This is a genomic window from Mycolicibacterium pallens (genome assembly GCF_019456675.1).
GTDB lineage: Bacteria > Actinomycetota > Actinomycetes > Mycobacteriales > Mycobacteriaceae > Mycobacterium > Mycobacterium crocinum.
Genome location: NZ_CP080333.1, coordinates 575,502 through 601,266, shown reverse-complemented (window position 1 = coordinate 601,266; position 25,765 = coordinate 575,502). Strand labels below are relative to the sequence as shown.

The following is a 25,765-nucleotide window of genomic DNA, read 5'->3' as shown; positions in this document are numbered from 1 at the left end:
TCATGGTGACAGATTCAGGGCTGGCCGGGCAGTAGACGCACCATCAACCCGTGCGCTTCGGCGCAAAGCGTGCCGTCCGGCCTTCTCATCTCGGCACTGACGAAGGCCTTGCGGCCCTCGGCTTCCCGCAGCCAGCCGCGCACGGTCAGCTCGGTGTCGATCGGGGTGACGTTGCGGTAGTCGACGTGCAGGAAGGCGGTCCGGCTGATCGGTCGCCCGGTGGCGTGGATGACCATCCCGAACACCGAGTCGAACGTCAGCGGCAGCACACCGCCGTGCACGGCGTAGTTGCCGCCGACGTGGAACCGGCTGAAGGTGACCGTCAATTCGACTGCCTCGGAATCGAATTGAGTCACGCGATACGGAGGCATCAGCAGGCTGCCCGCGCCGGGCAGGCTCGGCACCCGGTTGGCCGGACCGACACCCTCGGCGGCTTCGAAGCCTTCCAGTAGCCGCACCAGTTCCTCGGCACCGTCGGCCGCCGCGGTCCAGGTGTCCGGATCCGGGTCGGCCGACACAGCCAGGTCCTGCACCCGGCGCATGGCCGTCAGGAACCGGCCGAATCCCGGGCCGGGCTGCGCGACTTCGAATTTCGGGAAGCCGCCGTGCTTGTAGTAATCAGGGTCGAGTTCGTATTCGTCGCGATCGGTCATCGGGGGGCCAGCACGTCACGACGCACGATGGTCTGGTCCCGGCCGGGTCCGACGCCGATGCACGAAACGTAGGCTCCGGCAAGCTCTTCCAGACGCAGCACGTAGTCGCGCGCCTTGGCGGGCAGATCCTCGAACTCGCGAGCCGTGGAGATGTCCTCCCACCAGCCCGGCAGTTCCTCGTAGATCGGCTCGGCCCGGGCGATGTCGCTCTGGGTCATCGGCATCTCATCGGTGCGCTTGCCATCTACCATGTAGCCCACGCAGATCGGCACCGTCTCCAGGCTGGACAGCACGTCGAGCTTGGTCAGGAAGTAGTCGGTGATGCCGTTGACGCGGGTCGCGTAACGGGCGATCACGGCGTCGAACCAGCCGCAGCGCCGGCGGCGTCCGGTGGTCACGCCGATCTCTCCGCCCGTCTTGGCCAGGTACTCGCCGTGCTCGTCGAACAACTCGGTCGGGAACGGGCCCGAGCCGACCCGGGTGGTGTAGGCCTTCAGGATGCCGAGCACGGTGGTGATCCGGGTGGGGCCGATGCCCGACCCGACGGCGGCGCCGCCCGCGGTGGGGTTGGACGACGTGACGTAGGGGTAGGTGCCGTGGTCGACGTCGAGCAGGGTGCCCTGTGAGCCCTCCAGCAGCACCGTCTCGCCGGACTCCAGGGCGGTGTTGAGTCGCAGGCGGGTGTCGGCGATGCGGTGCTTGAAGCCGTCGGCCTGGGCCAGCAACGTCTCGAGCACCTCGTCGGCGTCCAGCGCCTTGCGGTTGTAGATCTTGACCAGCACCTGGTTCTTGAGTTCGAGGGAGGCCTCGATCTTGGCGGCCAGCAGGTCGCGGTCCAGGACATCGGCGACCCGGATGCCCATCCGGGCGATCTTGTCCTGGTAGCAGGGGCCGATGCCCCGGCCGGTGGTGCCGATCTTCTTGCTGCCCATGTAGCGCTCGGTGACCTTGTCGATGGCCACGTGGTACGGCATCAACAGGTGGGCATCGGCGGAGATCAGCAGCCCCGAGGTGTCAACGCCGCGCTCCTCGAGCCCGGCGAGCTCGGTGAGCAGCACGCCCGGGTCGACGACGACACCGTTGCCGATGACGTTCGTGACGCCGGGGGTGAGGATCCCCGATGGGATGAGGTGCAGGGCGAAGTTCTCGCCGGTGGGCAGGACCACGGTGTGCCCGGCGTTGTTACCGCCCTGGTAGCGCACCACCCACTGCACGCGTCCACCGAGCAGATCGGTGGCTTTTCCTTTGCCCTCGTCACCCCACTGGGCGCCGATGAGGACGATTGCCGGCATGGTATTTCTCCTGCTTATTGTGGTGCAGCCGGTGACCTACCCTATCGGAGCGCAGCACGAGGAGTGTCGTTGACCAACACCACGATCACCGTGTTGCGTTTCGGGGGCCGCCGGCTGCCCCGCGCACTGGCCTCCTTGCCCTGCCATGACGGCGACGACGCGGGCGCGATCGACGCCGCGGTGCAGGGGGCGTCGCGGGTGGTGGTCATGGGATCTTCGGCCGACCTGGCGGCGGTGCTGACCCGGCTGATACGTATCGACCGCCTTGACGTGGAGGTGGCCCGCGTGTCACGCCGCTGGGGCGCCCGGCGCGCGCTTGCCGGTGTGGCGCAACGTGTTCCGCTGATCCGCGACGAGACCGGCACAGCGTTGGTCGACGCCGCGTACTGGCTGCCGCCTGGCGAGGACCGGGTGATCCACGGGGAAGCCGTCGTCGACGACGATGTGCTGTTCGACGGTGAGGTGACGGCCGTGCGGATCGAACCGACCGCCTCGATGCCGGGACTACGGGCCGCGGCGCTGACCGGCCGGATGCGACCGCGGTACTGGCTCACCGGCCGCGCGGTCCAACTGGGCACCACCGGCGCCCGGGTGGTGCGCGACGGGGTTCAGCTGCCCCGTGAGGTGAAGCGCTCGGCGTTCTACCGGCATACGACCGGCTGGCTGCGGGTCAGCTGAGGAGCAGGTCAACGCCGCTTCTCCGGTAGTTTCGTGAGGTGAGTGAACGTCTGCTGCGCCAGTCGGTGCGGCCCAGCCCCGTCTTCCTGGTGATTGTGGCGATCACGGTCGCCGGCGGCGTACTGGCCTGGCTATCCGCCGAAACTGTGCGGCCGCTGGCCTATGTCGGCGTGTTCATCTTCGTCATCGCCGGCTGGCTGGTGTCGCTGTGCCTGCACGAATTCGGCCACGCGTACACCGCCTGGCGTTTCGGTGACCATGACGTCCCGGTTCGGGGCTACCTGACCCTCAACCCACTGAAGTACTCCAGCCCACTGCTGTCGCTGGGACTGCCGCTGCTGTTCATCGCCCTGGGCGGTATCGGGTTGCCGGGCGGAGCGGTCTACGTCCGTACCTGGTTCATGACGCCGCGTCAGCGCACCCTGGTCAGCCTGGCCGGTCCGGCCGCCAACCTCGTGCTGGCCGTCGTCCTACTGGCGGCCACCCGGCTGTTCTACGACCACGGCCACGGAGTGTTCTGGTCAGCGGTGGCGTTCCTGGGCTTCCTGCAGATCACCGCGCTGCTGCTGAACCTGCTGCCGATTCCGGGGCTGGACGGCTATGGCGCGCTCGAGCCGCATCTGAGCCCCGAGACGCAGCGCGCGGTGGCCCCGGCCAAGCAGTTCGGGTTCCTGTTCCTGCTGCTCCTGCTGCTCGCGCCGGCGGCGAACCAATGGTTCTTCGCGGTGGTGTTCTGGTTCTTCGATCTGTCCGGCGTGCCCGGCGGCCTGGCCTCGATCGGCTCGCAGCTGACCCGGTTCTGGTCTGCCTTCACCTGATCCGGACACCAAGACGGGGGGCAGCGATCCCCTCCGTCGTTGCCCCCCGTCTCGGTCCATCCCCCGGGTTGGCAAACATCAACTTAGCCACCTACCGGCCGTCCGGCAGCGACTTGGCAAGAAATTTCCGGATCCGTCAGTTCTTCTGGTTGTGGCTGATTCGCGAGTCGTAGGACCGGCGGACGTCGCCGTCACCGTCGAGCATCCGGTGGTCGGCACCGAGCAGGCCCATCGCCACGACACGGGCCCGCGCCGGCAGCAGGCCGTAGACCGCCGTCAGCGGGCCGAGCCGGCGCGGAACGTACACCGATCGCCGGCCACGCTGCACTGCGTGGACGATCGCGTCGGCGACGACCTCGGGGGCACAGGTCCGCAGGAGCCAGTGGTCGGACAGGCCCGCGGACAGCTCGGTTCGCACCATGCCGGGGTAGACGGTGGTGAACGTGATCCCACTCGCGGCGGATTCGAGAGCGACGGCTTCGGTAAAACCGGCGACCGCGAACTTCGTGGCGGTGTAGGTCGACACACCACCGAAGCCCATTCGGGCCGCAGCGGACGCGACATTGACCACGTGACCGGAATGCCGCGGGCCCATCCGCTCCATGGCGAGCTGAGTCCCGAAGATGACCCCGGCGACGTTGATGGCGAGCTGCCGCTGGATCGACTCGGCCGACTCGTCGACCGCCGGTGTCACCGGCATGATCCCGGCGTTGTTCACCAGGACGTCGAGCGGCCCGAGCGCGTCGGTGAGGGAGTCCAGAAAACACGCGAAGCTGCCCCGGTCGGTCACGTCGACCTCACCCCACCAACATCCGATCGCGGCCGCCGTCCGCTCTGACTGCTCGACGTCGACATCGCCGATGGCCACCTTCGCCCCAGCCCGCACGAAGGCTGACGCGGTCGCCGCGCCAATCCCCCTGGCCCCGCCGGTCACCACCACGACGCGATCCCTCAGGTTCGTTGTTGCCATCTGCCGTCCCTCATCTCCATCCGAACCGGCGTCGCACGTCTCGTGCGCCGATCAACCGCGACACGCAGCGCATGACCGCTCGGCGCAGCGGGGTGTACGGGTACCAGGTGAGCTCGCGGGTGAAGGCCACCCGCGAGGCGACGATCGCCTGCGGCCTGCAGAATTTCGCCACCGCATCGCTACCGCCACGCGCGCCGAGGCCGGATTCTTTCCAGCCGCCCTGCGGCATGGTCAGCGTGAACAGGTTCGCGAAGACGTCGTTGATGTTGACCGAGCCCGCGTCGATGCGCCGTGCGACGCGTTCGGCACGACGCCGGTCCCCGCTGAACACCACCGCGGACAGGCCGTACCGAGAATCGTTGGCCAGGCGCACGGCTTCGTCCTCATCGGCGACGCGCACGACGGGCAGCAGCGGGCCGAAGGTCTCCTCGGTCATGCACAACATGTCGTGGTCGGTATCGATGAGCACCGTCGGCCCGTCACTGCGATGACCACCGACCAGGGCCCTCGCCCCGCGGGTGAGGGCATCGTCGAGATGTCGCTGCACGACGGCCGCCTGCGCCGGGCTGGTGAACGGCCCGATGTCGACTCCACTGCGCAACTCGGCCGCATTGGCCGCCACCTGGGATACGAACGCGTCGTAGACCGCCGACTCCACATACACCCGTTCGACCGACACACACATCTGACCGCAGTTGGCCATCGCGCCCCATACCGCGGCGTTGGCGGCCCGGCTCACGTCCGCGTCGTCGAGCACGATCATGGCGTCCTTGCCGCCCAATTCCAGGGCGCAGGGCACCAGGCGCTCCGCGGCCACCCCCGCGATGGCGCGTCCGGCGCGCGCGGACCCGGTGAACTGGATGAAATCCACGCTGTCGGCCACGGCGGCCCCGTGCTCGCGGCCGCCGCACACCACATCGAGAACGCGCGGCGCACCGATGTCCGCCCACCCGGCGATCGCCGCCGACACCGCCGACGGGGTCAGTTCGGACGGCTTGACCACCACTGCGCAGCCGGCCAGCAACGCCGGCACGGCGTCCAGAAGCGACAGGCCAAGCGGGAAGTTCCACGGCGTGATGACACCGACCACCGGGTAGGGACGTTGAACGATCAACTGCCGCTTGGTGATCGCGAGCATGCCGTGGGGATGTGGACGACGGTCGGCGAGCAATCGCGGTGCTCGCCTGCTGTGGTAGTTGATCGCCTCGATGACGTAGGGAATCTCCAGCCCCGCTTCGGTGGCCGGCTTGCCGGTCTCCTGCATGAGCAGGTCTTCGAGCCGGGACTGGTTGTCCCACAACCAGTCCCGATATCGCGCCAGCCACCGCACCCGGCTCGAGACCGGCAGCGCCGCCCACGCCGGCTGCCCGGCTCGCAGCTGAGCGACGACACCGCTCACCGTTTCGGCCGGGTCGTTCACTCCGCGGCCCCGGCCATCAGATCTCGCTTGAGCACCTTGCCCGTCTCGTTGCGGGGCAATGCGTCGAGGAACACCACGTCCCGCGGGATTTTGTGGCGAGCCAACCGATTGCGCACATAGTCCCGCACCGCGTCGGCGTCGAGGGCCGCGCCATCCTGGACCACGACGAAGGCGCAGAGCCGCTGGCCGAAATCCGGGTCGGACACACCCACCACCGCGGCTTCGGCAATGGCGGGATGGTCGCCGAGGAGGTTCTCCACCTCGACCGGATAGACGTTCTCTCCGCCGGAGACGATCATGTCGTCGTCGCGTCCGTCGACGAACCACAGGCCGTGATCGTCGAAGTGTCCGGTGTCACCGGAGGACATCAGGCCGTCGAGGACCCTCTTGCTGCCACCGTCGGTGTACCCCGAAAAGCTCAGGCCGCTGGACACATACAGTGTTCCGCTCCGCCCTGGGCGGGTGATCAGACGGTCGTTCGCGTCGTAGGCCGCGATACGGCAGCCGACCGGCGGACGGCCGACGGTGCCCGGCGCGACCCGCAGCTCGGCGGGAGTGGCAACCGCGGCGGTGGCGACCTCCGTCGAGCCGTAGAGGTTGTAGAGCACATCGCCGAATGTGAGCAGCGTGCGACGACAGACACCTGGCGACAGCGCCGAGCCGGCCGCGAAGATCACCCGCAACGACGAGGTGTCGTACCGATCGATCTCGTCGGGTCCGAGATCCAGGATTCTGCTGAGCATGGTCGGGACCAGAATGATGGCACCCGCACGGTGCTCCTCGGTTGCGGCGAGCACGGCCGAAGGGTCGAACCGCCGGGCCAGAACGATGTGATTCCCGAGGGCCAAACCGACTGTGGTCGTTGCCAATCCGGTGGCGTGGAACAGTGGCGCCGCCACGACATAGCAGCTGTTCGCCGGCCACGGAATACGATCGAGAAGTTGCGCGGACTGCACAGGGCTGATCCGGTCGCGTGGAGCACCCTTGGGGGGTGCCGGTGGTACCGCTGGTCAGAAGCACCAGTCCGCCGGGACGGGGTGGATAGGGCATCGGGTCGACGGAGTGGCTCGATGCCAGGTCGTCGAGCACGGGCCGAGTGGCGCCGTCTTCGGCCCAGTTCAGCAGGACGTCCACACCATCCGGCAGCGCGGCCAACAGCTCGCAGAACTCCTGATCGGCGAGCACAAGGCCGATTCGTTCGCGTACGCACACATCATGCAGCTGTGGGCCGGCGAACCCGGTGTTCAGCAGAACCGTTCGCAGGCCTGCCTTTCCGGCGGCGGCAAGGGCCACCATCACACCGCGATGGCCGCGGTTGAGCAAGCCGATCGTGAAGTCGGGGCCGGGCCGGCGTCTCAGCAAGACCCGCGCCACGGCGTTGGACATCTGATCGAGCTCACGAAAGGTCAGCGTTCCGCGTTCATCGGTCAGCGCCGGTGAGTCGCCATAGCGAGCGGCGGTGTAACTGACCAATCCACCGAACGATCCGTAGTGCCGCAGAGCCATTGCGGCAGTGGTCATGTCGACGGGGTTGGCCAGGTTGATCATTCCGCGGCGTTGTAACACCGCGACGGCACGCAACAGGTTTATCAGGTGTCCGGTCATGCCAGCTCCAGGATCAGTCGCACGACCTCGCGGGGGTTGTCCAGTTGCGGGCAATGCCCGGAGCGCGGCAGCACGACGAGGGCGCTGCCCGCGATCTGCTGATGCAGGGTACGGCTGGCGTGGACGGGAATGATGCGGTCCCTAGCGCCGTGTGCGACGACTGCGGGACACGTGATCTGCAGATCGCGATGCCCGTCGGCCGTTTCGTGCGCGTACTGGAATGCGTAGCGGCCCAACGCTGCCAATGCCGCGGGACCCCCGATTGTGCGCCGCCATCGGGCGACGACGGCGGGGTCGGCGAGGGCGTCCGGTCCGTACAGCATGTGGCGGACGGCCTTACCTGTCGCCCACCGCAGCACTCCCGCCGGGATCGGCAGCATCGCCGCGGTGTGCCACACCTGTGGTGGAAGCCGCCTGCCGCGGGCAAGCCGGGCAGGCAGATGGCGGGCGTTGAGCGGATCGTTGAGCGCCAGAACCGCTTGCACCGCAGTTGGATTACGTGCCGCGGCGCGCACCGCGGTCGCCGCCCCCAACGAGTTCCCGACGAGCACGGCGGGCCCGCGGTCGTCGAGCAGCGCATCGACGAAGGTGTCGAACTGTGGCAGCATCGGGCCGCGCCTTCGCCGCTCCGCCCACCCAAATCCGGGTAGGTCGACCGCGGCCGCCGACCGGCCGGCGGCCTCGAGCTGACCGAGCACCGCCCGCCAGGTGTCGGCGGAATCCGCGTAGCCGTGCAGCAACAGGATCGGCGGCCCGTCACCGTCCACCGACAGGACCCGGGTGCGCACGCCGTCGTAGCAACCCGTGCCGGTGGTGATCATGCCGAGAGCAGTCCCTTGGCGATGTGCGTCACCTGGACCTCGTTACTGCCCGCATAGATCATCAGCGACTTGGCGTCACGGGCCAGCCGTTCCACGCCGTACTCCGCCATGTATCCGTTGCCGCCGAAGAGCTGCACGGCCTCCATCGCCACCTCGGTGGCCGCCTGAGACGAGTAGAGCTTGATGGCCGATGCTTCCGCCAGTGACGGCATCCGGCCACGGCTGAGCGCCTCCAACGTCTGGAACACCATGTTTTGCACGTTGATTCGCGCGACTTCCATCTGCGCCAGCTTCAGCTGGATCAACTGGAACTGGCCGATGTTCTTACCCCACAGGGTGCGCGTCTTGGCATAGTCGACACACAGTCGGTGACACTCGTTGATGATGCCCAGGGACATCAACCCGATGCCGATCCGCTCCCCGGCGAAGTTGGCCCTGGCGCTGTCGCGACCATCACCCCCGCCGTGCTGTTCGGTCTCGCCGAGCAGCCGGTCGGGGCCGAGCCGGACGTTGTCGAAGAACAGCTCGCCGGTCGGCGAGGACATCATGCCCATCTTCTTGAACGGCCTGCCCTGGGTCAGCCCTGGCATGCCGGCATCGAGGACGAAGGTGAGCACGGGCCGGTCACGCTTGTCGACATCGGAACCCGGGCCCTCGTCCAGCTTCGCGTAGACCACGATGACATCGGCGTCCGGGCCGTTGGTGATGAACGTCTTCTGGCCGTTGAGGAGATAGTCCGAGCCATCGCGCCGCACATAGGTTTTCATGCCGCCGAAGGCGTCGGAACCTGCGTCGGGCTCGGTGATCGCCCATGCCGCGATCTTCTCCAGTGTCATCAGTTCGGGCAGCCAACGTTCTTTCTGCGCCAGCGTCCCGCGCGACATGATCGTCGAAGCGCCAAGGCCGAGGCTGACGCCGATGGTGGACAGCAGACCGATACTCACCGCGGCGAGTTCGGTCACCAGGACGGCGGCCATCGAGGCCTGGGCGCCAAGCTCACCCAGCCCCGCACCCTTGGACTTCGACGGCGCCGAGTCACGGGTCTCCGCCTTCGCCCGTTCCCGATCCAGCGTCGTCTTCACCGCTTCGGCGGCCATCACATCAAGCCCGAACTCGCTGAACAGCTTTCGCGCGATCGGATACGGTGACCGGCTTCCGTCCTCGAGCTCCTCGATATGCGGCCGGATCTCCTTGGCGATGAACTCCCGCACGGTGTCGCGCATGATGATGTCGGTGTCCGACCATTCGATCATGATCAGGCTCCCGGCAGACGTGCGGCGATGTCGTCGATCTCCCAGACCCTGTCGGTCTCGATGGTCTCCACGTCGTGCCACCCTTTCAACAAGGAGATGGCGCCACCCTGGACCGCGTACACCTGGCCGGTGAGCGGGCATTTCTCGCTGGCGAGGTAGGCGACCAGCGGCGAGATGTTGGCCGGCGCGAACAGGTCCAGTCCGCCGTCCTCCGGTTCGGCCATCAGCGCGCCCATTCCCGGCGTAGCGAGCGTGAGGCGCGTGCGGGCGATGGGGGCGATCGCGTTCACCCGTACGCCGTAGCGCTCCAACTCCTCGGCCGCGATCAGGGTCAGCGCCGCGATGCCCGCCTTGGCCGCACCGTAGTTGGCCTGGCCCGCGTTCGGGATGGTAAGCCCGGATCCCGACGCCGTGTTGATCACCGCAGCCATCGGCTGCTCACCGGACTTCGACTGAGCCTTCCAGTATTCCGACGCGTGATGCAACATCGCGAAGTGGCCCTTGAGGTGCACGGTGACCACGGCGTCCCACTGCGCCTCGTCCATCCCGGCGATGAACGCGTCGCGCAGAATGCCGGCGTTGTTCACCAGCACGTCGAGGCGGCCGAACTCGTCGATCGCCTGCTGTACCAGGCTCTTGGCGCCCGCCCAGCTGGAGATGTTGTCGCCGTTGGCAACCGCGCGGCCACCCGCGGCGGTGATCTCCGCGACCACCTCGTGGGCCGGCCCGGAATCGGCACCCTCACCGGTGTTCGAACCACCGAGATCGTTGACCACCACGAGCGCGCCCTCACGGGCGAACAGCAGTGCGTGCTCGCGGCCTATCCCACGGCCGGCTCCGGTGACGACGGCAACGCGTCCGTCCAGAATTCCCATTGTCTTCTCCTGTAGGTTTTTTCAGCTCTAGTCGGCGATGACGGCGAGGCCGTCGGTGATCGCCAGTTCGCCGGCAGCGGCCCGGCTGGTCTCGAAGGCGTACGTCGTCACACCGTCGGCGCTCGACTGTTTCCAGATCCGGGTCTCCAGGTCGTCGCCGGGGAGCACCATCTTCGAGAACCGCACCGCCAGCCGCTTGAGTCGGGTGACGTCCGATTCGGCCACCTCGGTCAGCACGGCCCAGGAGGTGAATGCCATCGTGCACAGACCGTGCGCGATGATGCCCGGCAGCCCGGCGTCGCGGGCCACCTCCTCGTCGAGGTGGATCGGCATCGGGTCGCCCGAGGCGGGCGAGTACCGGAACGTCTGGTCGAGGTCGACGTGCTGGCTCACCTTCGCGATCGGCGCGTTCGCCCGTAACCCTTCGTCGAACTTGTGGGACGGGGTGAGCGTGCCGATCTTCTTGCCGGCGTTGAACCCTCGCACAAAGCAGGTCACGTACTGCTCGTTGACGAGTTCACCGTCCTCGGTGCGGCATTCGACGAGAATCGCTGCACGAGTGCCGTTGTCGAGGCCCTCGTATCCGATCATCTTGCCCCGTGAGACGAGCTTGTCGCCCGGCCGGATCGGCCGATGGAAAAAGAAGTCCTGCTCGCCGTGCACCACTCGCGGCACCAGCTCGACCGGCAGCACGTCCACTGTCGGCATCATCATCGCCTCGAAGACCGGGACGATCGCGAAGACCGGCGGTGCGATATCCCCCGCCCGGTGCGCGGCGATCGGATCGTTGGTGGCCGCAGCATATTCCGCGATGCGTTCCCGGGTCACCTCGAAGCGGTCGTCCTCGGTCCAGGTGTCCAGACCCGAGTCGTCGAATTCCAGCGTGTCGGTCATGTCAGACGGCTGCCGAGGCCAACTCGTCGAGCTTGGCCAGTGTCTTGTCCAACTGCTTGGCGCCGTCCTTCTCGACGGCCTTGGCCAGCGCACCCTTGACCAGGGCACCTTCGAAGTCCCCCGAGACGGTGAAACGCGATCCGGTCCCGACCGGCTCGATGGTGAACCTGAAATCAGCCTTCACGCCGGCCATTCCGGTACCCCCGAGCGCTAGACTCGTCGGAGCGTCGACGGATTTCACTGCCCATTCGATCTTGTTGGCCATGTTGAGCATGACGATCTTGGCGGTGAGCCGGGCTCCCGCGGTCAGAGTGGCCGGTGGCTCGTCGAGCCACTTGTCGTGAACGGTGAACCACTGACCCCACGTGTTCGGGTTGGAGATGATGTCCCACAGCGCTTCCGGGCTGGCAGCCAGCTCACGCGTCGCTTCGATGTGTCCCATGAAAATGTTTCCCTTCGTCTGCAGTGTCAGCGCTCAGCGCGCTGGTAGGCGGTCACGACAGCCGCGCCGCCAAGGCCGATGTTGTGTTGCAGGGCGGCAGTCACATCCGACACCTGCCGTTTGTCCGCGGTGCCGCGCAGCTGCCAGGTCAGCTCCGCGCATTGCGCCAAGCCGGTGGCACCGAGGGGATGGCCTTTGGAGATCAAGCCACCCGACGGATTGACCACCCAGCGGCCGCCATACGTGGTGTCACCGGCGTCGATGAGCTTGGGGGCTTCACCGTCGCCACACAGGCCGAGGGCTTCGTAGAGCAGCAGCTCATTGGCGCTGAAGCAGTCGTGTAGTTCGATGACCTGGAAGTCATCGGGGCCAAGACCCGCTTGGTCGTAAACCCGCCGTGCCGCTTCGACATTCATGTGGTGGCCGATCAGCGCCTTGCAGGTTCCGTCGAATGTGTTGGTGAAGTCGGTGGTCATCGCCTGACCGACGATTTCGACGGCCTGCCCCGCCAGTCCGTGCCGGTCGACGAATGCCTCGGACGCCAGGATCGCCGCGCCTGAGCCATCCGATGTGGGCGAACACTGCAGCTTGGTCAGTGGGTCGTAGATCATCGGCGCGGCGAGGATATCCTCGAGGCTGTACTCCTCTTGGAACTGCGCATAGGGGTTGTTGACCGAATGCCGGTGGTTCTTGTAGCCGATCTTGGCGAAATGCTCTGCGGTGGAACCATATTCCTTCATATGCTCACGACCCGCAGCACCGAACATCCACGGTGCCGGCGGGAACAGGACCTCGGATATCTCGGCAAGCGCCAGGAAGTGGTTCTCCATGGGCTGCGCGCGGTCGTTGAATGTCGAACCTAGCGACCCCGGTTGCATCTTCTCGAAGCCCAGGGCCAGCGCGCACTCGGCCAGTCCGCCGTGAATGGATTGCGCGGCAAGGTAAAGCGCCGTCGATCCGGTCGAGCAGTTGTTGTTGACGTTGACCACCGGAATGCCGGTCATCCCCAACTCGTAGAGTGCGCGCTGCCCGGACGTCGATTCCCCGTAGACGTAGCCGACGAAAGCTTGATCGATGTGGTCGTAGTCGATTCCGGCGTCCTCGATCGCCTTGCTGCCGGCCTCCTGCGCCATTTCCGGGTAGTCCCACCCCTCCCGGCGGCCAGGCTTCTCGAACTTGGTCATACCCACGCCGATCACGAACACTCTGTTCGCCATCACCACTCCTTCTTCCGGCGTCACTGGCATCGGTGCGACGCGATTCCAGAAACATACCGACCGGAACGTATCTTTGCAAGGGCCGGATCTGCCGCGCCTCGAGTTCAGTCGCCGAGTAGCGCACGCGAGAGCTCGGGCCGCAGGTACAGAGCGGCGCGCTCCCAACGATGGCGTGCGCGAAGCTGATTGCGGTCGGCCAGGCTGGCGACCAGGATCCCGCGCAGTGCATCCATGGCGGTGAAGATGGCGTTGCGCAGTTCCTTCTTCGACACCTGACCCGGCACGAACTGGGCGATGGCGTCGACGATGGTGCCGTTGACGCGCGGCTCGACCCGGGCGATGTGCGCGGCCAAGACGTCATCGGTCCAGGACGCGGCCCAAAGTTCCATCGTGGCAACGAATACCGCGCCTTGATGGGTTTCCCACAGCAGTTCCAGCACATTGGCGGCGATGTCCGGGCCGTCGCGCAGGCGGCAGTGTTCACGAACGACCGCCTGGATCCGCTGTTCGGCGAGATGCTCGACCGCGGTCACCACGAGTTGCTCTTTGGACTTGAAATGGTGCCCCTGAGCGCCGCGCGTCACCCCGGCAATGGCCGCGATCCGGTGTGTGGTTGTGCCCGCATAGCCATGTGCCACAAGACATTCCACGGTGGCTGTGAGAAGACGCGACCGCATCGCCGCGGTCCGCTCCAACTGCGTCCTGCGCGCGTCAGGCATGCCGGCTTCGGCCACCATGTCCTCCGATCGCTGCTGTGCGCAGGGATACTACATGCGTACCGGAGTGTATGTAAGTGTCACAGCATTTTCGCCAGCAGTGGACTGGCTGAAACCCGACTAGTCAGAGTCTTTGGCGGCCAACGCCTCTGAGAGCATGGCGGCCAGATAGACGCATGCGCGGTCCCACCGCCGACGGGCTTGGGTCTGGTCTCGATCGACGAAGCCGACGACCAGGATTCCCCTGAGCGCATCCATCGCCGTGTACAAGACGTTCCGCACATGCTTGCGTGCAGCGTGATCGGGCAACAGTTGAGCGATGGCCGTGATCAGTGTGCTGTTGACCATCGGCTCGACCCGTGCCACCTCCTTCGCCAGGACGTCGTCGGTCCTGGCGGCCACCCACAGCTCGATGGTGGCGACGAACATGTCCCCCTGGTGCGAATTCCACAGGAATTCCAGGACCCCGAGAACAGGGTCGGGCCCCTTCCAGATGCCGGCGTCCTGGCGCATGGCCTTCTGAATCCGCTGTTGCGCAAGGTACTCGACGGCGGCGACGACGAGATCTTCTTTTGACCGGAAGTGGTGCACCTGCGCCCCGCGGGTCACACCGGCGATCTCGGCGATGCGCGGCGTGGTCGTGCCGGCGTATCCGTAGGTCACCAGACACTCGATCGTTGCGTCGAGCAGCCGAGTCCGCATTGCAGCGGTGCGCTCAGCCTGAGTCCGGCGCTCACCCACGCTCACCACAACCATTGCCGCCTTACGACATCCCGATCCTCATGAGAATCGTCGTTTGTCGGACATCGTAGCGATCGTGTCGCGTATTGGTGCTCCCGCCGTGCCGAAACGGTCGGTCGGCATCGTCAGACGACCGGAGTCCCCATCGCGAGATGGTTGCCGTTCATCGACGACTCGATGGTGCCCTGAATCGTCTGCTGGTTGTTGATCACCACGCCGTCGGCTCGCAGCCACCCGACCTCGTTACCGTCTGCATCGGTGACCGTGATGTTGGCGTTGTAGGTGATCGACGTGAGCGTGGCGTTGGCGATAGTCGATTCGGTCCCGTTGAGGATGTAGCCAGAGCTGTCCTCGAAGTTGGTGTAGGTGACCGTCGTCGTCGTCAGTTTGCCGCTCGTGGTCTTGACGACTTGCGCGTTACCGCCCACGAGGCCGGCCCGTCCCGGTTCCAGCTGCGGCAGCGTAGGGACGAATCCCGATAGCGCCGGTGCCCATCCGGTCATATCGGGCGTGGAGGTGTCGGTGGGCAGTGTGCCGCCGCCGGTCTCGCTGAGGTACGCCACCACCAGTCGGCTTTGGGTCGCGTCGGACGCCTGCGCTTCCCAGAGCGCGACCGCGGTACCGTCAGGGCTCCAGTTCGCCACTGGCCGCGAGATATACGTCCCGGTCGGATCCCCGAGGAAGATACCGTTCTCGCCGGCCAACTCGTCCGCGGGCGAGACGACCCAGGTCTGGTTCGTGGTGCCGCGCTTTGCCAAGAAGGTCGGAAACACCACGTAGGCGGGGACGAAGCTCGGCCTGACGATCTGCGTCATCGGCGTCAGGTAATTCAGCGTGCGGGAGCTTCCGATGACCAGCCATTGCCCATTGGGCGACAGGTTTGCGCTCTCGTCGTAGTCCAGGTTGGCGGTCAGCCGGGTGATCGATCCGTTCTGCAGGTTCACCACGACGTCGTCGGCGTTGCCTTGGTTGTAGCGGCCATAGAAGTCGGTGACGATGACGCCCTTGCCGTCCGGCGTGAAGGCTTTGATTTCACCGGCGTCGTACACCACCCGCGAGTCGACGATGTCGTAGCCGTTCGGGCCGGCCTGCAACGTGCCGACACTGGTGACCAGAACAGTCTTGGTTCCCGAAGCGAGTAGCTGGGTGTAGGCGATGTGCGTGCTGTCCGGAGCCATGCGCATCTCGCGGGTCTGGACGACGACCACGCCCGGAGCGTATTGGGTCGGCAGATTGATCAACGAGAGCGACGAACCCTCCCCACAGCCACCGTCCCCTCCGGTGCAGTGCAGGACGAAGTGGTCGGCCGACGTTCCTCCGGTCGGCGACTGCGTGCCACCGCTGAGGAGGTAGTCCGTCCCGTTGGCCATGGCGAACGGCTTCGAGAGATCCTCGGTGACGTCGGGGGCGAGTCCACATGAGAGGCACCGAAGGTTGGTGCCGTCGACGTCGATTCGATATATCTCGGATCTGCCGCCGCCCTGGGGAGTCGCGGAGAACACCAAGGACTTGCCGTCGGGGGCGAAGTTGGGTTCGCGGGGCGCCAGCACGCTGTCGGGCACCTGTACCACGTAACGGGCGGGGGCGACCGGAACAGTGACCGTCTGAGAGGTGGACCCGAAGCGGTCGGTTGTGGTCACCACGAACGTATCGGTCAGCGGCGTAGCGCCGTCTGCGGCCAGCCGCGCCTCTTGCGTGGGGGTGTATGTGTACACACCGGAGTTGCTCACGGTCACCGTCCCGCGCGTCGGCGCCGTGGTGACGGTGTAGGTCAGTGGCAGGTCGCCTGGCGCCCGAAAACCGAGATTGCCGGTGACCGCACCGGTGGGAGCGTCGGGCATGCCGACGGTCGGACCATCCGCGTACGGCGCGGGATGGAGGGCGATTTCGACGACATTGGTGATTGCGGTCGTGATCGTCCGCACCGCCACGACGGTGGCCTGCACCGTCGCCCGCACCGCGCTGCTGACGAAGCGCACAGTCGTTGCCACCGCGGCCTCGATGTGTCTGACGAGTGAGTGCAGGGCCTGCTGGATTGGCCCGGCGACCACCGCGTCGAATGCCAGTTGGGGCACCGGTGCGGAGGCAGCGAGGTTCATCGAACCGGGGTGCCCGGGCGCGGGTTGTCGCTGCGGCAGGGCGATGTTCTCGACGCCACGAGCGGCGTAGGCCAACACGTCGGCCAAACCCGCCGGGGATCCCGCTGGCGTGGGCGCGGTCGGAACCGTCGCGAGGACGGCGCGAGAAGGCGTCGTGCGTCGATCGAGTGTCGCCGACGCTCGTCGCATGATCGCGGGCGCACCGGCGGATTTCGTTGCGACAACGTCTGACCGCGACGTCGGATCCTTGGCGCCGGCGAGCGTGGCCGCCGACGGCGTTCGCCTGCCCGCAGCGGTAGCGTGCTTGGGTTCGTGGTCAGCGGCCGATGCTCCGGCCGGTGCGGTGGAACCGGCCGTATCAGCGTGGGCAACGCCTGCCCCGTAGGCCAGCGCGGCGCCCATACCCAGCGTGATCGCGCTCAGCCCCAGCCAGCCGTACGGCTCCAATCGGCCACCCCGATTCGCGCGCTGGTTGCCCTCCACTGACCTACCCATGGTTCCTCCGAGGTTTATTTACAAACCGTCATGAATGTTTGTTTTGACTGTAACGTAAATCACGAAAATGGGTCAAGGCGCTCCAGGCCAGGGCGACTGACAACGGGGTCGACAGGCCCGCCACGACGCTTCCCCTACGACAGGGTGCGAGGCTTCGAGTGCGCCGTTGCACTCGCCGGACGGCGAGCCGGCTCAAAGGAGCGATGAGCCGGGGAGGATCCGAGACCCGATCTCGGCGCTTTCCGCCCCGGTCGTTCGCCGGCATAGGCGGTGTTGATGATCTTCCGCAACGGTTTGTCCAATGCGTCCACGGCCGCATCGGGGACACCGAGTGCTCGCAGTGGCCTCGTCAGGGGAAGCTCATCGGTGGGTACCACGATGCGGGTCGTCGTACCCCCCAGGGAATTCGTGCTCGAGGTGACCACATTGCGGGGATCGTTGAGATCCACGCCGCCCTTGTTGGGGTGCAGATAGATCACCCCGGCAAGCGCATTCAGGTCTGCCAGCAGATTGAGCGGGTTATCCGGGAAATCCGAGTAGCCGTCATACTCATGCACGATTTCCGTTGTGTCGTAGGGTGTTTCGACTGGCGCCCGGGGAATGGTGGCGTCCAGTATCGGAATGTGCACGTGTGGCAGCTTCGCCAGCAGGCCCCCGTCGCTGTTGGTGGGGTCCCCGATCGTGACGAATGAGATGTCCGCCGGCGGGTCGGGTTGAGCCATCAGAGCCCGCTTCTCATAGTTGACCACCACCGCCCCCTGGCTCAGTCCGACGACGGTGACCGGTCCGTCCGCGCCGACCAGCGCGCTGTCGAGATTCGCGACCCCGACCGCGACCGACTCATCGAGCGTCAACTTCCCTCGAATCGGCCACAGCTGCGCCGGGTACTGCACACCCGTCGGATCCGGATCGCTGAAGATGCCTTGCTCGTAGAGCGCATGCATCATCGACGCGGACGGCACGCTCTTGCCGGTGCCGCCCACGACCAGCGCCTCGCCGGCTGTGAAAGCGGTCGACGGATCGGCGAGCGCGGGCCCGGGCGTCGCGACCGACGCCGCCACCATCACCCCCGCGACAACGCCGCACACCGCGGCACGCGCTGCCCTGACACGACAACCCTTCATCGGAACTCCTGACGCCGCGGCTGAGCCGAGTGATTTTACAAACAGTCGTGCACGTATGTGATTCACACCATAGCACCGTCGACACCCGACCCAACCCGAGTCGATGAGGCTTGCGACATATGCGCTTCTGCGCATATATTCCTGGCATGGGAGCCGGACACGACCACAGCCACGGCGGTGACACGCGGGTGAGCCGGATGCTCGTCGCCGCGGGCATCCTGACCGTCTTCTTCGTCATCGAGCTGACGACCGCGCTGATGATCAACTCCATCGCCCTGCTTGCCGACGCCGGCCACATGCTGACCGACCTGGTCGCCATGTTCATGGGGCTGACCGCCGTGCTGCTGGCCCGCCATGGTCCGGCGTCGGCGGCCCGCACCTACGGTTGGCATCGGGCCGAGGTGTTCACCGCGGTCGCCAACGCCGTGCTGTTGCTCTTCGTGGCGGGATTCATCCTCTACGAGGCGATCGAGCGGCTGGGCAACGCACCGGAGATCCCCGGCGTCCCGATGATCGCCGTCGCCATCGCCGGTCTGGTCGCCAATCTGGCCGTCGTGCTGCTGCTGCGTTCGCAATCCGAGGAAAGCCTCGCGGTCAAGGGCGCCTACATGGAAGTGGTGGCCGACACCGTCGGCAGCATCGGCGTGCTGATCGCCGGCATCGTGAACGTGACGACGCACTGGCCGTACGCCGACGTTGTGGTCGCGGTGTTCGTCGCGCTCTGGGTGCTGCCCCGGGCGATCGGCCTGGCCCGCGCCGCACTGCGGATCCTGTCCGAATCCTCGCCCGCCCACATCGACGTTGACGAACTCCGCGCCGCACTGGCCGCGGTCGACGGCGTCACCGAGGTGCACGATCTGCACGTGTGGACGCTGGTGCCGGGCAAAGACATGGTGACCGCCCACCTGACCAGCAGTGGGGACTCCGACCGGGTGCTCGACGACGCCAGGGCGGTGCTGTCCGCCCGCGGGCTCGAGCATGCGACCGTCCAGGTCGAACCGCCCGGCTGCGCGGACGACTGCCCCGGTCAGACCGACTGGTGAGTTGGTGAACCCTCCGCCGCGCTGGCCCATCGGGTTGCGCGCGGCGATCAGCACCGCGATCCCCGTCACGGCGGGCTGGGCCGCGGGGGCGATGAGCTCCGGCCTGATCGCCACCCTCGGCGCGTTCACGTCGCGGTTCGGTGGTGACCGGCCGTACGCCAACCGCGGCATCGAGTTGGCGACGGTGGCGGTGTCCCTGGCCGCGGCCGTCGCCCTGGGCGACTGGTCGGCGCAGGTGCCGTGGCTCGGCGTCGTGGTGGTGTCACTGGTCGCCGTCGCGGCGGTGTGGCTGTGCAACGCACTGGCCGTCGGACCGCCCGGTGCCTACATCTTCGTCGTCGCCTGCGCGGCCGGAATCGGGGTTTCCGCAGCACATTTGGCGCCCTGGACAATCGGCCTGCTGGTGCTCGCCGGCGGCGGGGTGGCCTGGCTGGTGCAGATGGCCGGCGCGCTGGTCCACTATCGCAAGCCGGAACGCGCGGCGGTCGCGGCCGCCGCCGAGGCCGTCGCCGGCTACATCGAAGCCGCCAACTCGCCGGCCGAACGCGCCGCCCGCCACCGGGCGGCCAGCGCGCTGCACCGCTCATGGAGCGTGCTGGTGAATTATCAACCGCTACAAGCCCGTTCGAGCAGCGTTCTGCACCGGCTGCGGGCCGCCAACCACGCGGTGCATGTGTTGTTCACGACGGCGGTCACCGCCGCCGCGCAGGGAACAGCCCCGGCACTGGAGACCGCCGAGCAGGCCCGCAGGCTCGGTGCGCTGCAGCTGCCGCCGGAAGCCGTGGCGACCCGTGACGCCGACCGGATCCCGCTGGGTAGCCCGCCGGTGGTCACGGTGCTGCGCCGCGCGGTCCGTCCCGGATCGCCGGTGCGGCACATCATGCAGCGCGTCGCCATCGGCGCGCTGCTGTCCGGTGCGGCAGCGATGGCTCTGGGTGTCGACCACGCGTACTGGGCGATGGCAGCTGCCGTGCTGGTGCTGCACCAGGGCACCGACCGCAGCCGCACCTTGCGCCGCGGCGCCGAGCGGCTGCTGGGCACCTGGGTGGGCCTCGGGCTCGCGGGGGTGATCCTGTCGCTGCACCCTCACGACCTCTGGCTGGTAGTGCTGTTGGCGCTGCTGAACTTCGTCATCGAGGTGTTGGTGGTCCGAAACTATGCGCTCGCAACGGTTTTCATCACGACCGCGGCGCTGACCATCTCGTCGGGCACCCATGCGGTCGACATCGGCCACCTGCTGCTGGCCCGCGGTATCGACACGTTGATCGGCTGCGCGATCGGGGTGACCGTCTACCTGGTCGCCGTGCGCTGGCAGGAATCCACCCGGCTGACCGACGCGATCGGACGCACGCTCGAGGCGGCTGCGCAGGTGCTCCCCTACGTCGCCGCCGGCGATACGACCGGGCTGGCTGCGCGTGCCGCCCGCCGGGACCTGCAGATCGCCACGATCGCGCTGATGGAATCCGACGAGGCCGCGCTGGCCGGGTCGGCACGCCAGAAGGAGCTCGCCGAGCAGTTGCTGCCCGCGGTGACCGCGACCGAGCAGCTGGCCTACCGCACGATCGCGGCGTGCTGGACCATCGAGCACCGCGCCGATGGTGTCGAGTTCGGCCGATCGCTGTTCGGCGGCCGGTCGGCGCAACCGCATGTGGAGGCTCTTGCGGCCTTGGCCGCCGCGGTGCGGACCGGTGCGCCGGTACCTGAGCGCGGCGATCCCCTGCCGTTCCTCGCCGACGAGGTCACCGAGCTACGGCAGTCCTTGGCGCAGGACCGGTACTAGGCCAAGCCCAGTTCGGCGCGCGCCGCCGGATCGCAGTCGTCGAGCAGGTCGAGGCAGCGGGCGAACTCGTCGGTTTCCCCGATGTTGTCGGCGGCCCGGGCGAGCGCCGCCACGCACCGCAAGAAGCCGCGGTTGGGTTCGTGGCGATACGGGACGGGGCCGAACCCCTTCCAGCCGTTGCGGCGCAACTGGTCCAGACCGCGGTGGTATCCGGTCCGGGCGTAGGCGTACGCGGTGACCGCCTTGTCGTCGGCGAGCGCTTCCTCGGCCAGCGTGGCCCACGCGACCGACGCGGACGGGTGCGCCGCGGCGACGATCGCGGCCTTCTCCCCGGCCAGCAGTTCGGCTTCGGCCTCGATGTCCCCAGGTAGCAGCGTGGGCTCGGGGCCCAGAAGGTCACCAAACGATGTCATTGCCCTATTGTGCCGGTGCCACCGCCAGCCGATGGCCGCACCCAACGGTTAGGGTCAGAAGGACCAGTACTTCAGGAGGACGGCAGCCCCCATGTCGAACCCATCCGGGCCCGACCACGACGAGGTCACCGGACCCGTCGCGCCCGCCGGCGATGAGCAGGCGCCGCAGGAGAGCGACGCGGCCACCGAGGTGTTCGGGGCCACCGAGCCGCCGGCGGAACGTCGTTTCACCGCACCGGGATTCGATGCGGGGTCGACGCAGATCATCCATCGCGAACCGGATCCGGAGACCGAGATCTTCTCCACCCCCACCGAGGTGTTCCCCGCGTCGGGCCCGCCGCGCACCGGACCGCAGGCCATCCCACCGCGCCCGGTGGCGACGCGGCGGCGCAGCTGGGCCGTGGTGCTGGCGGTGATCGCCGTGATCGCGGCGCTGGCCGCGGTCGCCATCCTGGTCACCATTCTGCTCACCCGCCGCGACTCCGCGAAGGCGTCGCAGGAGGACATGGTCCGCTCGACGATCCAGCACTTCGACACCGCCGTGCAGAACGGCGACCTGGCCGCCCTGCGCGGCATCACCTGCGGCCAGACCCGGGACAGCTACGTCAAATACGACGACGCGGCCTGGTCGGACACCCACGCGCGGGTGGCCGCGGCCCGCCAGTACCCGGTGGTGGCCAGCATCGACGAGGTGGTCGTCAACGGCGACCACGCCGAGGCCAACGTCACCTCGTTCATGGCGTTCGATCCGGCGACACGGTCCACCCGCAGCTTCGACCTGCAGTTCCGCGACAACCAGTGGAAGATCTGCCAGGCGTCCTGAATCACCCCGGCGAGATCGACACCAGGGTCGTGAGCACGCTTGATTCGCAGCCCTCATGTCGATCTCGCGGCGATGTCACCCCGCCGAGCTGATGGACTCCAGCAGCGTGCGGATCTCGGCGGGGATCGGCACCGGTCGGCGGCTTTCGCGGTCGACGTAGACGTGCACCCAGTGCCCGACCGCGGCCACCGGATGATCGTCGGTGCCGGCCGGGTCGTGCGGAGACGCGAACACCGCCAGCCGGTAGGTCACGCTCGTCCGACCCAAGCGGGCCACGGACAGCCCCACCGTCAGCGGGTCGGGAAAAGCCAACTCGGCGAAATACCGGCAGCCCGACTCCGCCACCACGCCCAGCCACGGCGACGTCACCGGATCCACGCCGGTTGTCGTGTTGATCCACGCGTTGATCGCGGTGTCGAACAGTTCGTAGTACACCGCGTTGTTCAGGTGACCGAACATGTCGTTGTCGGTCCACCGCGTCAGCACCGGCCAGTGCACCGGGAAATCGCTGCTGCGCAAGTCTCGTTCGGTACCGGTCATGGCCACAGTGTGTCAGTCGGGGCAGGCTGGTCGATATGAAGATCCGTGGAGCCGTCCTCGACCAGATCGGTCTGCCCCGTCCGTACACCACCTCGACGCCGCTGACGATCAGTGAACTGGAGCTGGCGCCGCCGGGTGATGACGAGCTGCTGGTGCGCATCGAGGCGGCCGGCCTCTGCCATTCCGACCTGTCGGTGATCGACGGGAATCGGGTGCGCCCGGTGCCGATGCTGCTGGGCCATGAGGCTGCCGGCGTCGTCGAGCGCGCCGGTCGGTCATCCGGCCTGCAGCCGGGGCAGCGGCTGGTGCTGACCTTCCTGCCGCGGTGTGGCCACTGCGCCGGCTGCGCCACCGACGGGCTGGCGCCCTGTGTGCCGGGCAGTGTGGCCAACGGTCAGGGCACCCTGATGGACGGTGACGTCCGGCTCAGTCGGGACGGCGCACCCGTGCTGCACCACCTGGGCGTCTCGGGCTTCGCCACGCACGCCGTGGTGGACCGGCGGTCAGTGGTGCCGGTCGACGCCGACGTGCCGCCGGTGGTCGCCTCGCTGCTGGGGTGCGCGGTGCTGACCGGTGGCGGCGCCATCCTCAACGCCGGGATGCCCCGGCCGGGCCAGACGGTCGTCGTCGTCGGCCTCGGTGGTGTCGGCATGGCCGCTGTGCTGACCGCGCTGGCCCATGACGACGTGCGGGTCATCGGCGTCGATACTCTGCCCGACAAACTGGACCGGGCACGAACGCTCGGGGCGCACGAGGCGCTGACACCCGACGAGGCGACCGCTCAGGGCGTCAAGGCCTCCGTGGTCATCGAAGCCGCAGGCAATGGGCCGGCACTCGAGACCGCGATCGGGTTGACCGCGCCCGGCGGACGCACCATCACGGTCGGTCTGCCGCGGCCGGAGACCCGAATCAGTGTGTCGCCGTTGGGGTTCGTCGCCGAGGGACGATCACTGATCGGCAGCTATCTGGGTTCGTCGGTGCCCAGCAGGGACATCCCGCGATTCGTCGAACTGTGGCGTGCCGGCCGGCTGCCCGTCGAGAAGCTGGTCTCCGCGCGGATCACGCTCGATGACATCAACGCCGGGATGGAGCAGTTGGCGGACGGTCGAGCGATCCGCCATGTCATCGAGTTCGGCTGAAAGCCGCTAGCCGGCTGACACCGAGCGACCGGCGCTGTGCAGGTCGCGGCACGCCTCGATGACGCGCTCGGTCATCGACGCCTCGGCCTTCTTGAGGTAGCTGCGCGGGTCGTAGACCTTCTTGTTGCCCACTTCCCCGTCGACCTTGAGCACGCCGTCGTAGTTGGAGAACATGTGCGCCGCGATCGGGCGGGTGAATGCGTACTGGGTGTCGGTGTCGACGTTCATCTTGACCACGCCGTACTTCAGGGAGTCCTCAATCTCCGACTTCAGCGAGCCCGAGCCGCCGTGGAAGACGAAGTCGAAGGGCTTGGACCCGTCGGGCAGGCCGAGCTTGGCCGACGCCACCTTCTGGCCCTCGGCCAGCACCTCGGGCTTGAGCACGACGTTGCCCGGCTTGTAGACACCGTGCACGTTGCCGAACGTCGCGGCCAGCAGGTACTTCCCGTGCTCACCGGCGCCGAGTGCCTCGATCGTCTTCTCGAAATCCTCCGGCGAGGTGTACAGCTTCTCGTTGATCTCGGCTTCGACGCCGTCCTCTTCACCGCCGACCACGCCGATCTCGATCTCCAGGATGATCTTGGCGGCGGCGGCCTGCTTGAGCAGTTCTTGGGCGATCGACAGGTTCTCGTCGATCGGGACCGCGGAGCCGTCCCACATATGCGACTGGAACAACGGGTTGGCGCCCTTGGCCACCCGCTCGGCCGAAATGGCCAGCAGCGGGCGGACGTAGGTGTCGAGCTTGTCCTTGGGGCAGTGGTCGGTGTGCAGCGCGACGGTGATCGGGTATTTCGCGGCGACGACATGAGCGAACTCGGCGAGCGCCACGGCGCCGGTGACCATGTCCTTGACACCCAGCCCGGAGCCGAATTCGGCTCCGCCGGTGGAGAATTGGATGATGCCGTCGCTGCCGGCGTCGGCGAAGCCCTTGATGGCCGCGTTAATGCTCTCCGAGCCGACGCAGTTGATCGCCGGGAAAGCGAACGAGTGTTCCTTGGCGCGGCCCAGCATCTCCGCGTAAACCTCGGGCGTAGCGATGGGCATGGCACTTCCTCTCAACGTCTCCTGCGCGACGGAGTCAGTATGACAAGAAGCCCGTCGCCCGGCACAGGTCGCTGACAACCCCCACCGGTACCCTTGGGCGTCGTGACCACCACCACCCTGGCGCTCATGCCCGACTTTCTCGACCCGCTCAAGCTGATCGAGCAGTTCGGCACCTGGGCCCTGGTCGGCATTCTGGTCGTCGTCTTCATCGAGTCCGGCGTGCTGTTCCCGGTGCTGCCCGGCGACACGCTGTTGTTCGTCGCAGGCATGCTCGCCGCCGGGACCGCCGCGCAGGGTGCCGACGTGAGCGCCAACTTCCAGCTGTGGCAGCTACTGCTCTTCATCCCGATCGCGGCGATCCTCGGCGGTCAGGTGGGCTACTTCGTCGGCCGCTTCCTCGGCACCGCGATGTTCAAGCCGAATGCGCGGGTCCTCAAACAGCGCTACCTCGACGAGGCGCACCTCTTCTTCGAGCAGCGCGGCCCGTTCGCGATCGTGCTGGCCCGCTTCGTCCCGATCGTGCGCACCCTGGCCCCGATCACCGCGGGGGCGGCGAAGATGAAGTACGGGGTCTTCACGCTGTTCAACGTCATCGGCGCGCTGTTGTGGGGCATTGGCCTGACACTGCTGGGCTACGGTCTCGGGCAGTTCCAGATCATCCAGAAGCTGCTCGAACCGATCTTCATCCTCATCGCGGTCGCGTCGATCACCCCGATGATCTGGGAGTGGTACAAGCGCCGCAAAGCCGCCAAGGCGGCGACGGATCCCGTTACCGAGTCGTAAAAATTTGCCCGTACGACCACGGGCCGCGCCGCTCTGACCGGCACACGCACCGCTGACCCAGCGGTTTACCAGCTAGCGCACAGCAAT

Annotated in this window: 25 protein-coding genes and 1 pseudogene; 7 read left to right on the top strand and 19 right to left on the bottom strand. The window is 67.3% G+C overall.

The features are described 5' to 3' along the window. Window positions 1–14: 14 nt before the first annotated feature. Window positions 15–653, bottom strand: coding sequence for a PaaI family thioesterase (locus tag K0O64_RS02735; protein ID WP_220046020.1), 639 nt, complete (start codon window positions 651–653; stop codon window positions 15–17). Continuing rightward, window positions 650–1,945, bottom strand: a complete 1,296-nt coding sequence (locus tag K0O64_RS02730) for an adenylosuccinate synthase (protein ID WP_220046019.1) — start codon at window positions 1,943–1,945, stop codon at window positions 650–652. Before K0O64_RS02730 ends, K0O64_RS02735 begins: the two co-directional genes overlap by 4 nt. A gap of 69 nt (window positions 1,946–2,014) precedes the next feature. On the opposite strand from K0O64_RS02730, the gene K0O64_RS02725 reads away from it, so the two are divergent. Continuing rightward, a complete protein-coding gene (locus tag K0O64_RS02725; protein WP_220046018.1) occupies window positions 2,015–2,623 on the top strand; it encodes a peptidase M50 in 609 nt (202 codons plus the stop codon). 38 nt (window positions 2,624–2,661) lie between these two features. Continuing rightward, window positions 2,662–3,441 (top strand): site-2 protease family protein, encoded by a 780-nt coding sequence (locus K0O64_RS02720; RefSeq protein WP_220046017.1) that lies wholly within the window; start codon window positions 2,662–2,664, stop codon window positions 3,439–3,441. A gap of 136 nt (window positions 3,442–3,577) precedes the next feature. On the opposite strand, the gene K0O64_RS02715 is transcribed toward K0O64_RS02720, so the two are convergent. From K0O64_RS02715 to K0O64_RS02655, 14 genes and pseudogenes are all read right to left on the bottom strand, one after another. Next, a complete protein-coding gene (locus tag K0O64_RS02715; RefSeq protein ID WP_220046016.1) occupies window positions 3,578–4,411 on the bottom strand; it encodes an SDR family oxidoreductase in 834 nt (277 codons plus the stop codon). A 10-nt stretch (window positions 4,412–4,421) separates the two neighbouring features. Beyond that, window positions 4,422–5,831, bottom strand: a complete 1,410-nt coding sequence (locus K0O64_RS02710; protein ID WP_225933605.1) for an aldehyde dehydrogenase family protein — start codon at window positions 5,829–5,831, stop codon at window positions 4,422–4,424. Further along, window positions 5,828–6,787: an AMP-binding protein gene (locus tag K0O64_RS30255; RefSeq protein ID WP_083542743.1), complete on the bottom strand. Its 960-nt coding sequence runs from the start codon at window positions 6,785–6,787 to the stop codon at window positions 5,828–5,830. The genes K0O64_RS02710 and K0O64_RS30255 overlap by 4 nt, the downstream gene beginning before the upstream one ends. A 94-nt stretch (window positions 6,788–6,881) precedes the next feature. After that, window positions 6,882–7,337: pseudogene (locus tag K0O64_RS30250) on the bottom strand (AMP-binding protein); the annotation flags it as partial. A 95-nt stretch (window positions 7,338–7,432) separates the two neighbouring features. After that, window positions 7,433–8,257, bottom strand: a complete 825-nt coding sequence (locus tag K0O64_RS02700) for an alpha/beta fold hydrolase (RefSeq protein ID WP_071947873.1) — start codon at window positions 8,255–8,257, stop codon at window positions 7,433–7,435. After that, window positions 8,254–9,510: an acyl-CoA dehydrogenase family protein gene (locus K0O64_RS02695; protein WP_071947874.1), complete on the bottom strand. Its 1,257-nt coding sequence runs from the start codon at window positions 9,508–9,510 to the stop codon at window positions 8,254–8,256. The genes K0O64_RS02700 and K0O64_RS02695 overlap by 4 nt, the downstream gene beginning before the upstream one ends. A gap of 2 nt (window positions 9,511–9,512) precedes the next feature. Continuing rightward, on the bottom strand, window positions 9,513–10,385 hold the full coding sequence (locus K0O64_RS02690; RefSeq protein ID WP_071947875.1) for an SDR family oxidoreductase: 873 nt from the start codon (window positions 10,383–10,385) through the stop codon (window positions 9,513–9,515). A gap of 27 nt (window positions 10,386–10,412) precedes the next feature. Beyond that, window positions 10,413–11,279, bottom strand: coding sequence for a MaoC/PaaZ C-terminal domain-containing protein (locus K0O64_RS02685; RefSeq protein WP_071947876.1), 867 nt, complete (start codon window positions 11,277–11,279; stop codon window positions 10,413–10,415). A gap of 1 nt (window position 11,280) precedes the next feature. Further along, window positions 11,281–11,721 (bottom strand): type II toxin-antitoxin system Rv0910 family toxin, encoded by a 441-nt coding sequence (locus K0O64_RS02680; RefSeq protein ID WP_071947877.1) that lies wholly within the window; start codon window positions 11,719–11,721, stop codon window positions 11,281–11,283. Window positions 11,722–11,747: 26 nt separating this feature from the next. Continuing rightward, the gene (locus tag K0O64_RS02675) at window positions 11,748–12,938 is read right to left on the bottom strand and encodes a lipid-transfer protein (protein ID WP_071950134.1); all 1,191 of its coding nucleotides are present in this window, start codon (window positions 12,936–12,938) and stop codon (window positions 11,748–11,750) included. Between the two features lie 104 nt (window positions 12,939–13,042). After that, complete coding sequence (locus K0O64_RS02670) at window positions 13,043–13,675, bottom strand: TetR/AcrR family transcriptional regulator (protein ID WP_071947878.1); 633 nt, start codon at window positions 13,673–13,675, stop codon at window positions 13,043–13,045. 99 nt (window positions 13,676–13,774) lie between these two features. After that, on the bottom strand, window positions 13,775–14,410 hold the full coding sequence (locus K0O64_RS02665) for a TetR/AcrR family transcriptional regulator (protein ID WP_071947879.1): 636 nt from the start codon (window positions 14,408–14,410) through the stop codon (window positions 13,775–13,777). 110 nt (window positions 14,411–14,520) lie between these two features. Beyond that, complete coding sequence (locus K0O64_RS02660) at window positions 14,521–16,989, bottom strand: Ig-like domain-containing protein (RefSeq protein ID WP_083542744.1); 2,469 nt, start codon at window positions 16,987–16,989, stop codon at window positions 14,521–14,523. Window positions 16,990–17,123: 134 nt separating this feature from the next. Further along, on the bottom strand, window positions 17,124–18,113 hold the full coding sequence (locus K0O64_RS02655; RefSeq protein ID WP_198044322.1) for a PE-PPE domain-containing protein: 990 nt from the start codon (window positions 18,111–18,113) through the stop codon (window positions 17,124–17,126). Window positions 18,114–18,259: 146 nt separating this feature from the next. Here K0O64_RS02655 and K0O64_RS02650 point away from each other — a divergent pair, with 146 nt between their 5' ends. Beyond that, entirely contained in the window at window positions 18,260–19,156 is an 897-nt protein-coding gene (locus tag K0O64_RS02650; protein WP_071947882.1) for a cation diffusion facilitator family transporter, read from the top strand. A gap of 4 nt (window positions 19,157–19,160) precedes the next feature. Next, on the top strand, window positions 19,161–20,936 hold the full coding sequence (locus K0O64_RS02645; RefSeq protein ID WP_225933604.1) for an FUSC family protein: 1,776 nt from the start codon (window positions 19,161–19,163) through the stop codon (window positions 20,934–20,936). Here the strand turns inward: K0O64_RS02645 and K0O64_RS02640 are convergent. Next, window positions 20,933–21,349 carry a DUF3151 domain-containing protein gene (locus tag K0O64_RS02640; RefSeq protein WP_071947884.1) on the bottom strand — a complete coding sequence of 139 codons (417 nt, stop codon included), beginning with the start codon at window positions 21,347–21,349 and terminating at the stop codon, window positions 20,933–20,935. The two genes, K0O64_RS02645 and K0O64_RS02640, sit on opposite strands and share 4 nt — an antisense overlap. A 91-nt stretch (window positions 21,350–21,440) precedes the next feature. Here K0O64_RS02640 and K0O64_RS02635 point away from each other — a divergent pair, with 91 nt between their 5' ends. Beyond that, a complete protein-coding gene (locus K0O64_RS02635) occupies window positions 21,441–22,172 on the top strand; it encodes an Rv0361 family membrane protein (protein WP_071947885.1) in 732 nt (243 codons plus the stop codon). Between the two features lie 75 nt (window positions 22,173–22,247). Here the strand turns inward: K0O64_RS02635 and K0O64_RS02630 are convergent, their stop codons facing one another. After that, the gene (locus tag K0O64_RS02630) at window positions 22,248–22,712 is read right to left on the bottom strand and encodes an acyl-CoA thioesterase (RefSeq protein ID WP_071947886.1); all 465 of its coding nucleotides are present in this window, start codon (window positions 22,710–22,712) and stop codon (window positions 22,248–22,250) included. A 35-nt stretch (window positions 22,713–22,747) separates the two neighbouring features. Between K0O64_RS02630 and K0O64_RS02625 the strand changes: the two genes are divergently transcribed. After that, window positions 22,748–23,851 (top strand): alcohol dehydrogenase catalytic domain-containing protein, encoded by a 1,104-nt coding sequence (locus K0O64_RS02625; protein WP_071947887.1) that lies wholly within the window; start codon window positions 22,748–22,750, stop codon window positions 23,849–23,851. Window positions 23,852–23,857: 6 nt separating this feature from the next. On the opposite strand, the gene fbaA is transcribed toward K0O64_RS02625, so the two are convergent. Next, window positions 23,858–24,895, bottom strand: coding sequence for a class II fructose-bisphosphate aldolase (gene fbaA / locus K0O64_RS02620; RefSeq protein WP_071947888.1), 1,038 nt, complete (start codon window positions 24,893–24,895; stop codon window positions 23,858–23,860). Between the two features lie 126 nt (window positions 24,896–25,021). On the opposite strand from fbaA, the gene K0O64_RS02615 reads away from it, so the two are divergent. Then, the gene (locus tag K0O64_RS02615; RefSeq protein WP_071950135.1) at window positions 25,022–25,678 is read left to right on the top strand and encodes a VTT domain-containing protein; all 657 of its coding nucleotides are present in this window, start codon (window positions 25,022–25,024) and stop codon (window positions 25,676–25,678) included. The last annotated feature ends 87 nt before the right edge of the window (window positions 25,679–25,765 follow it).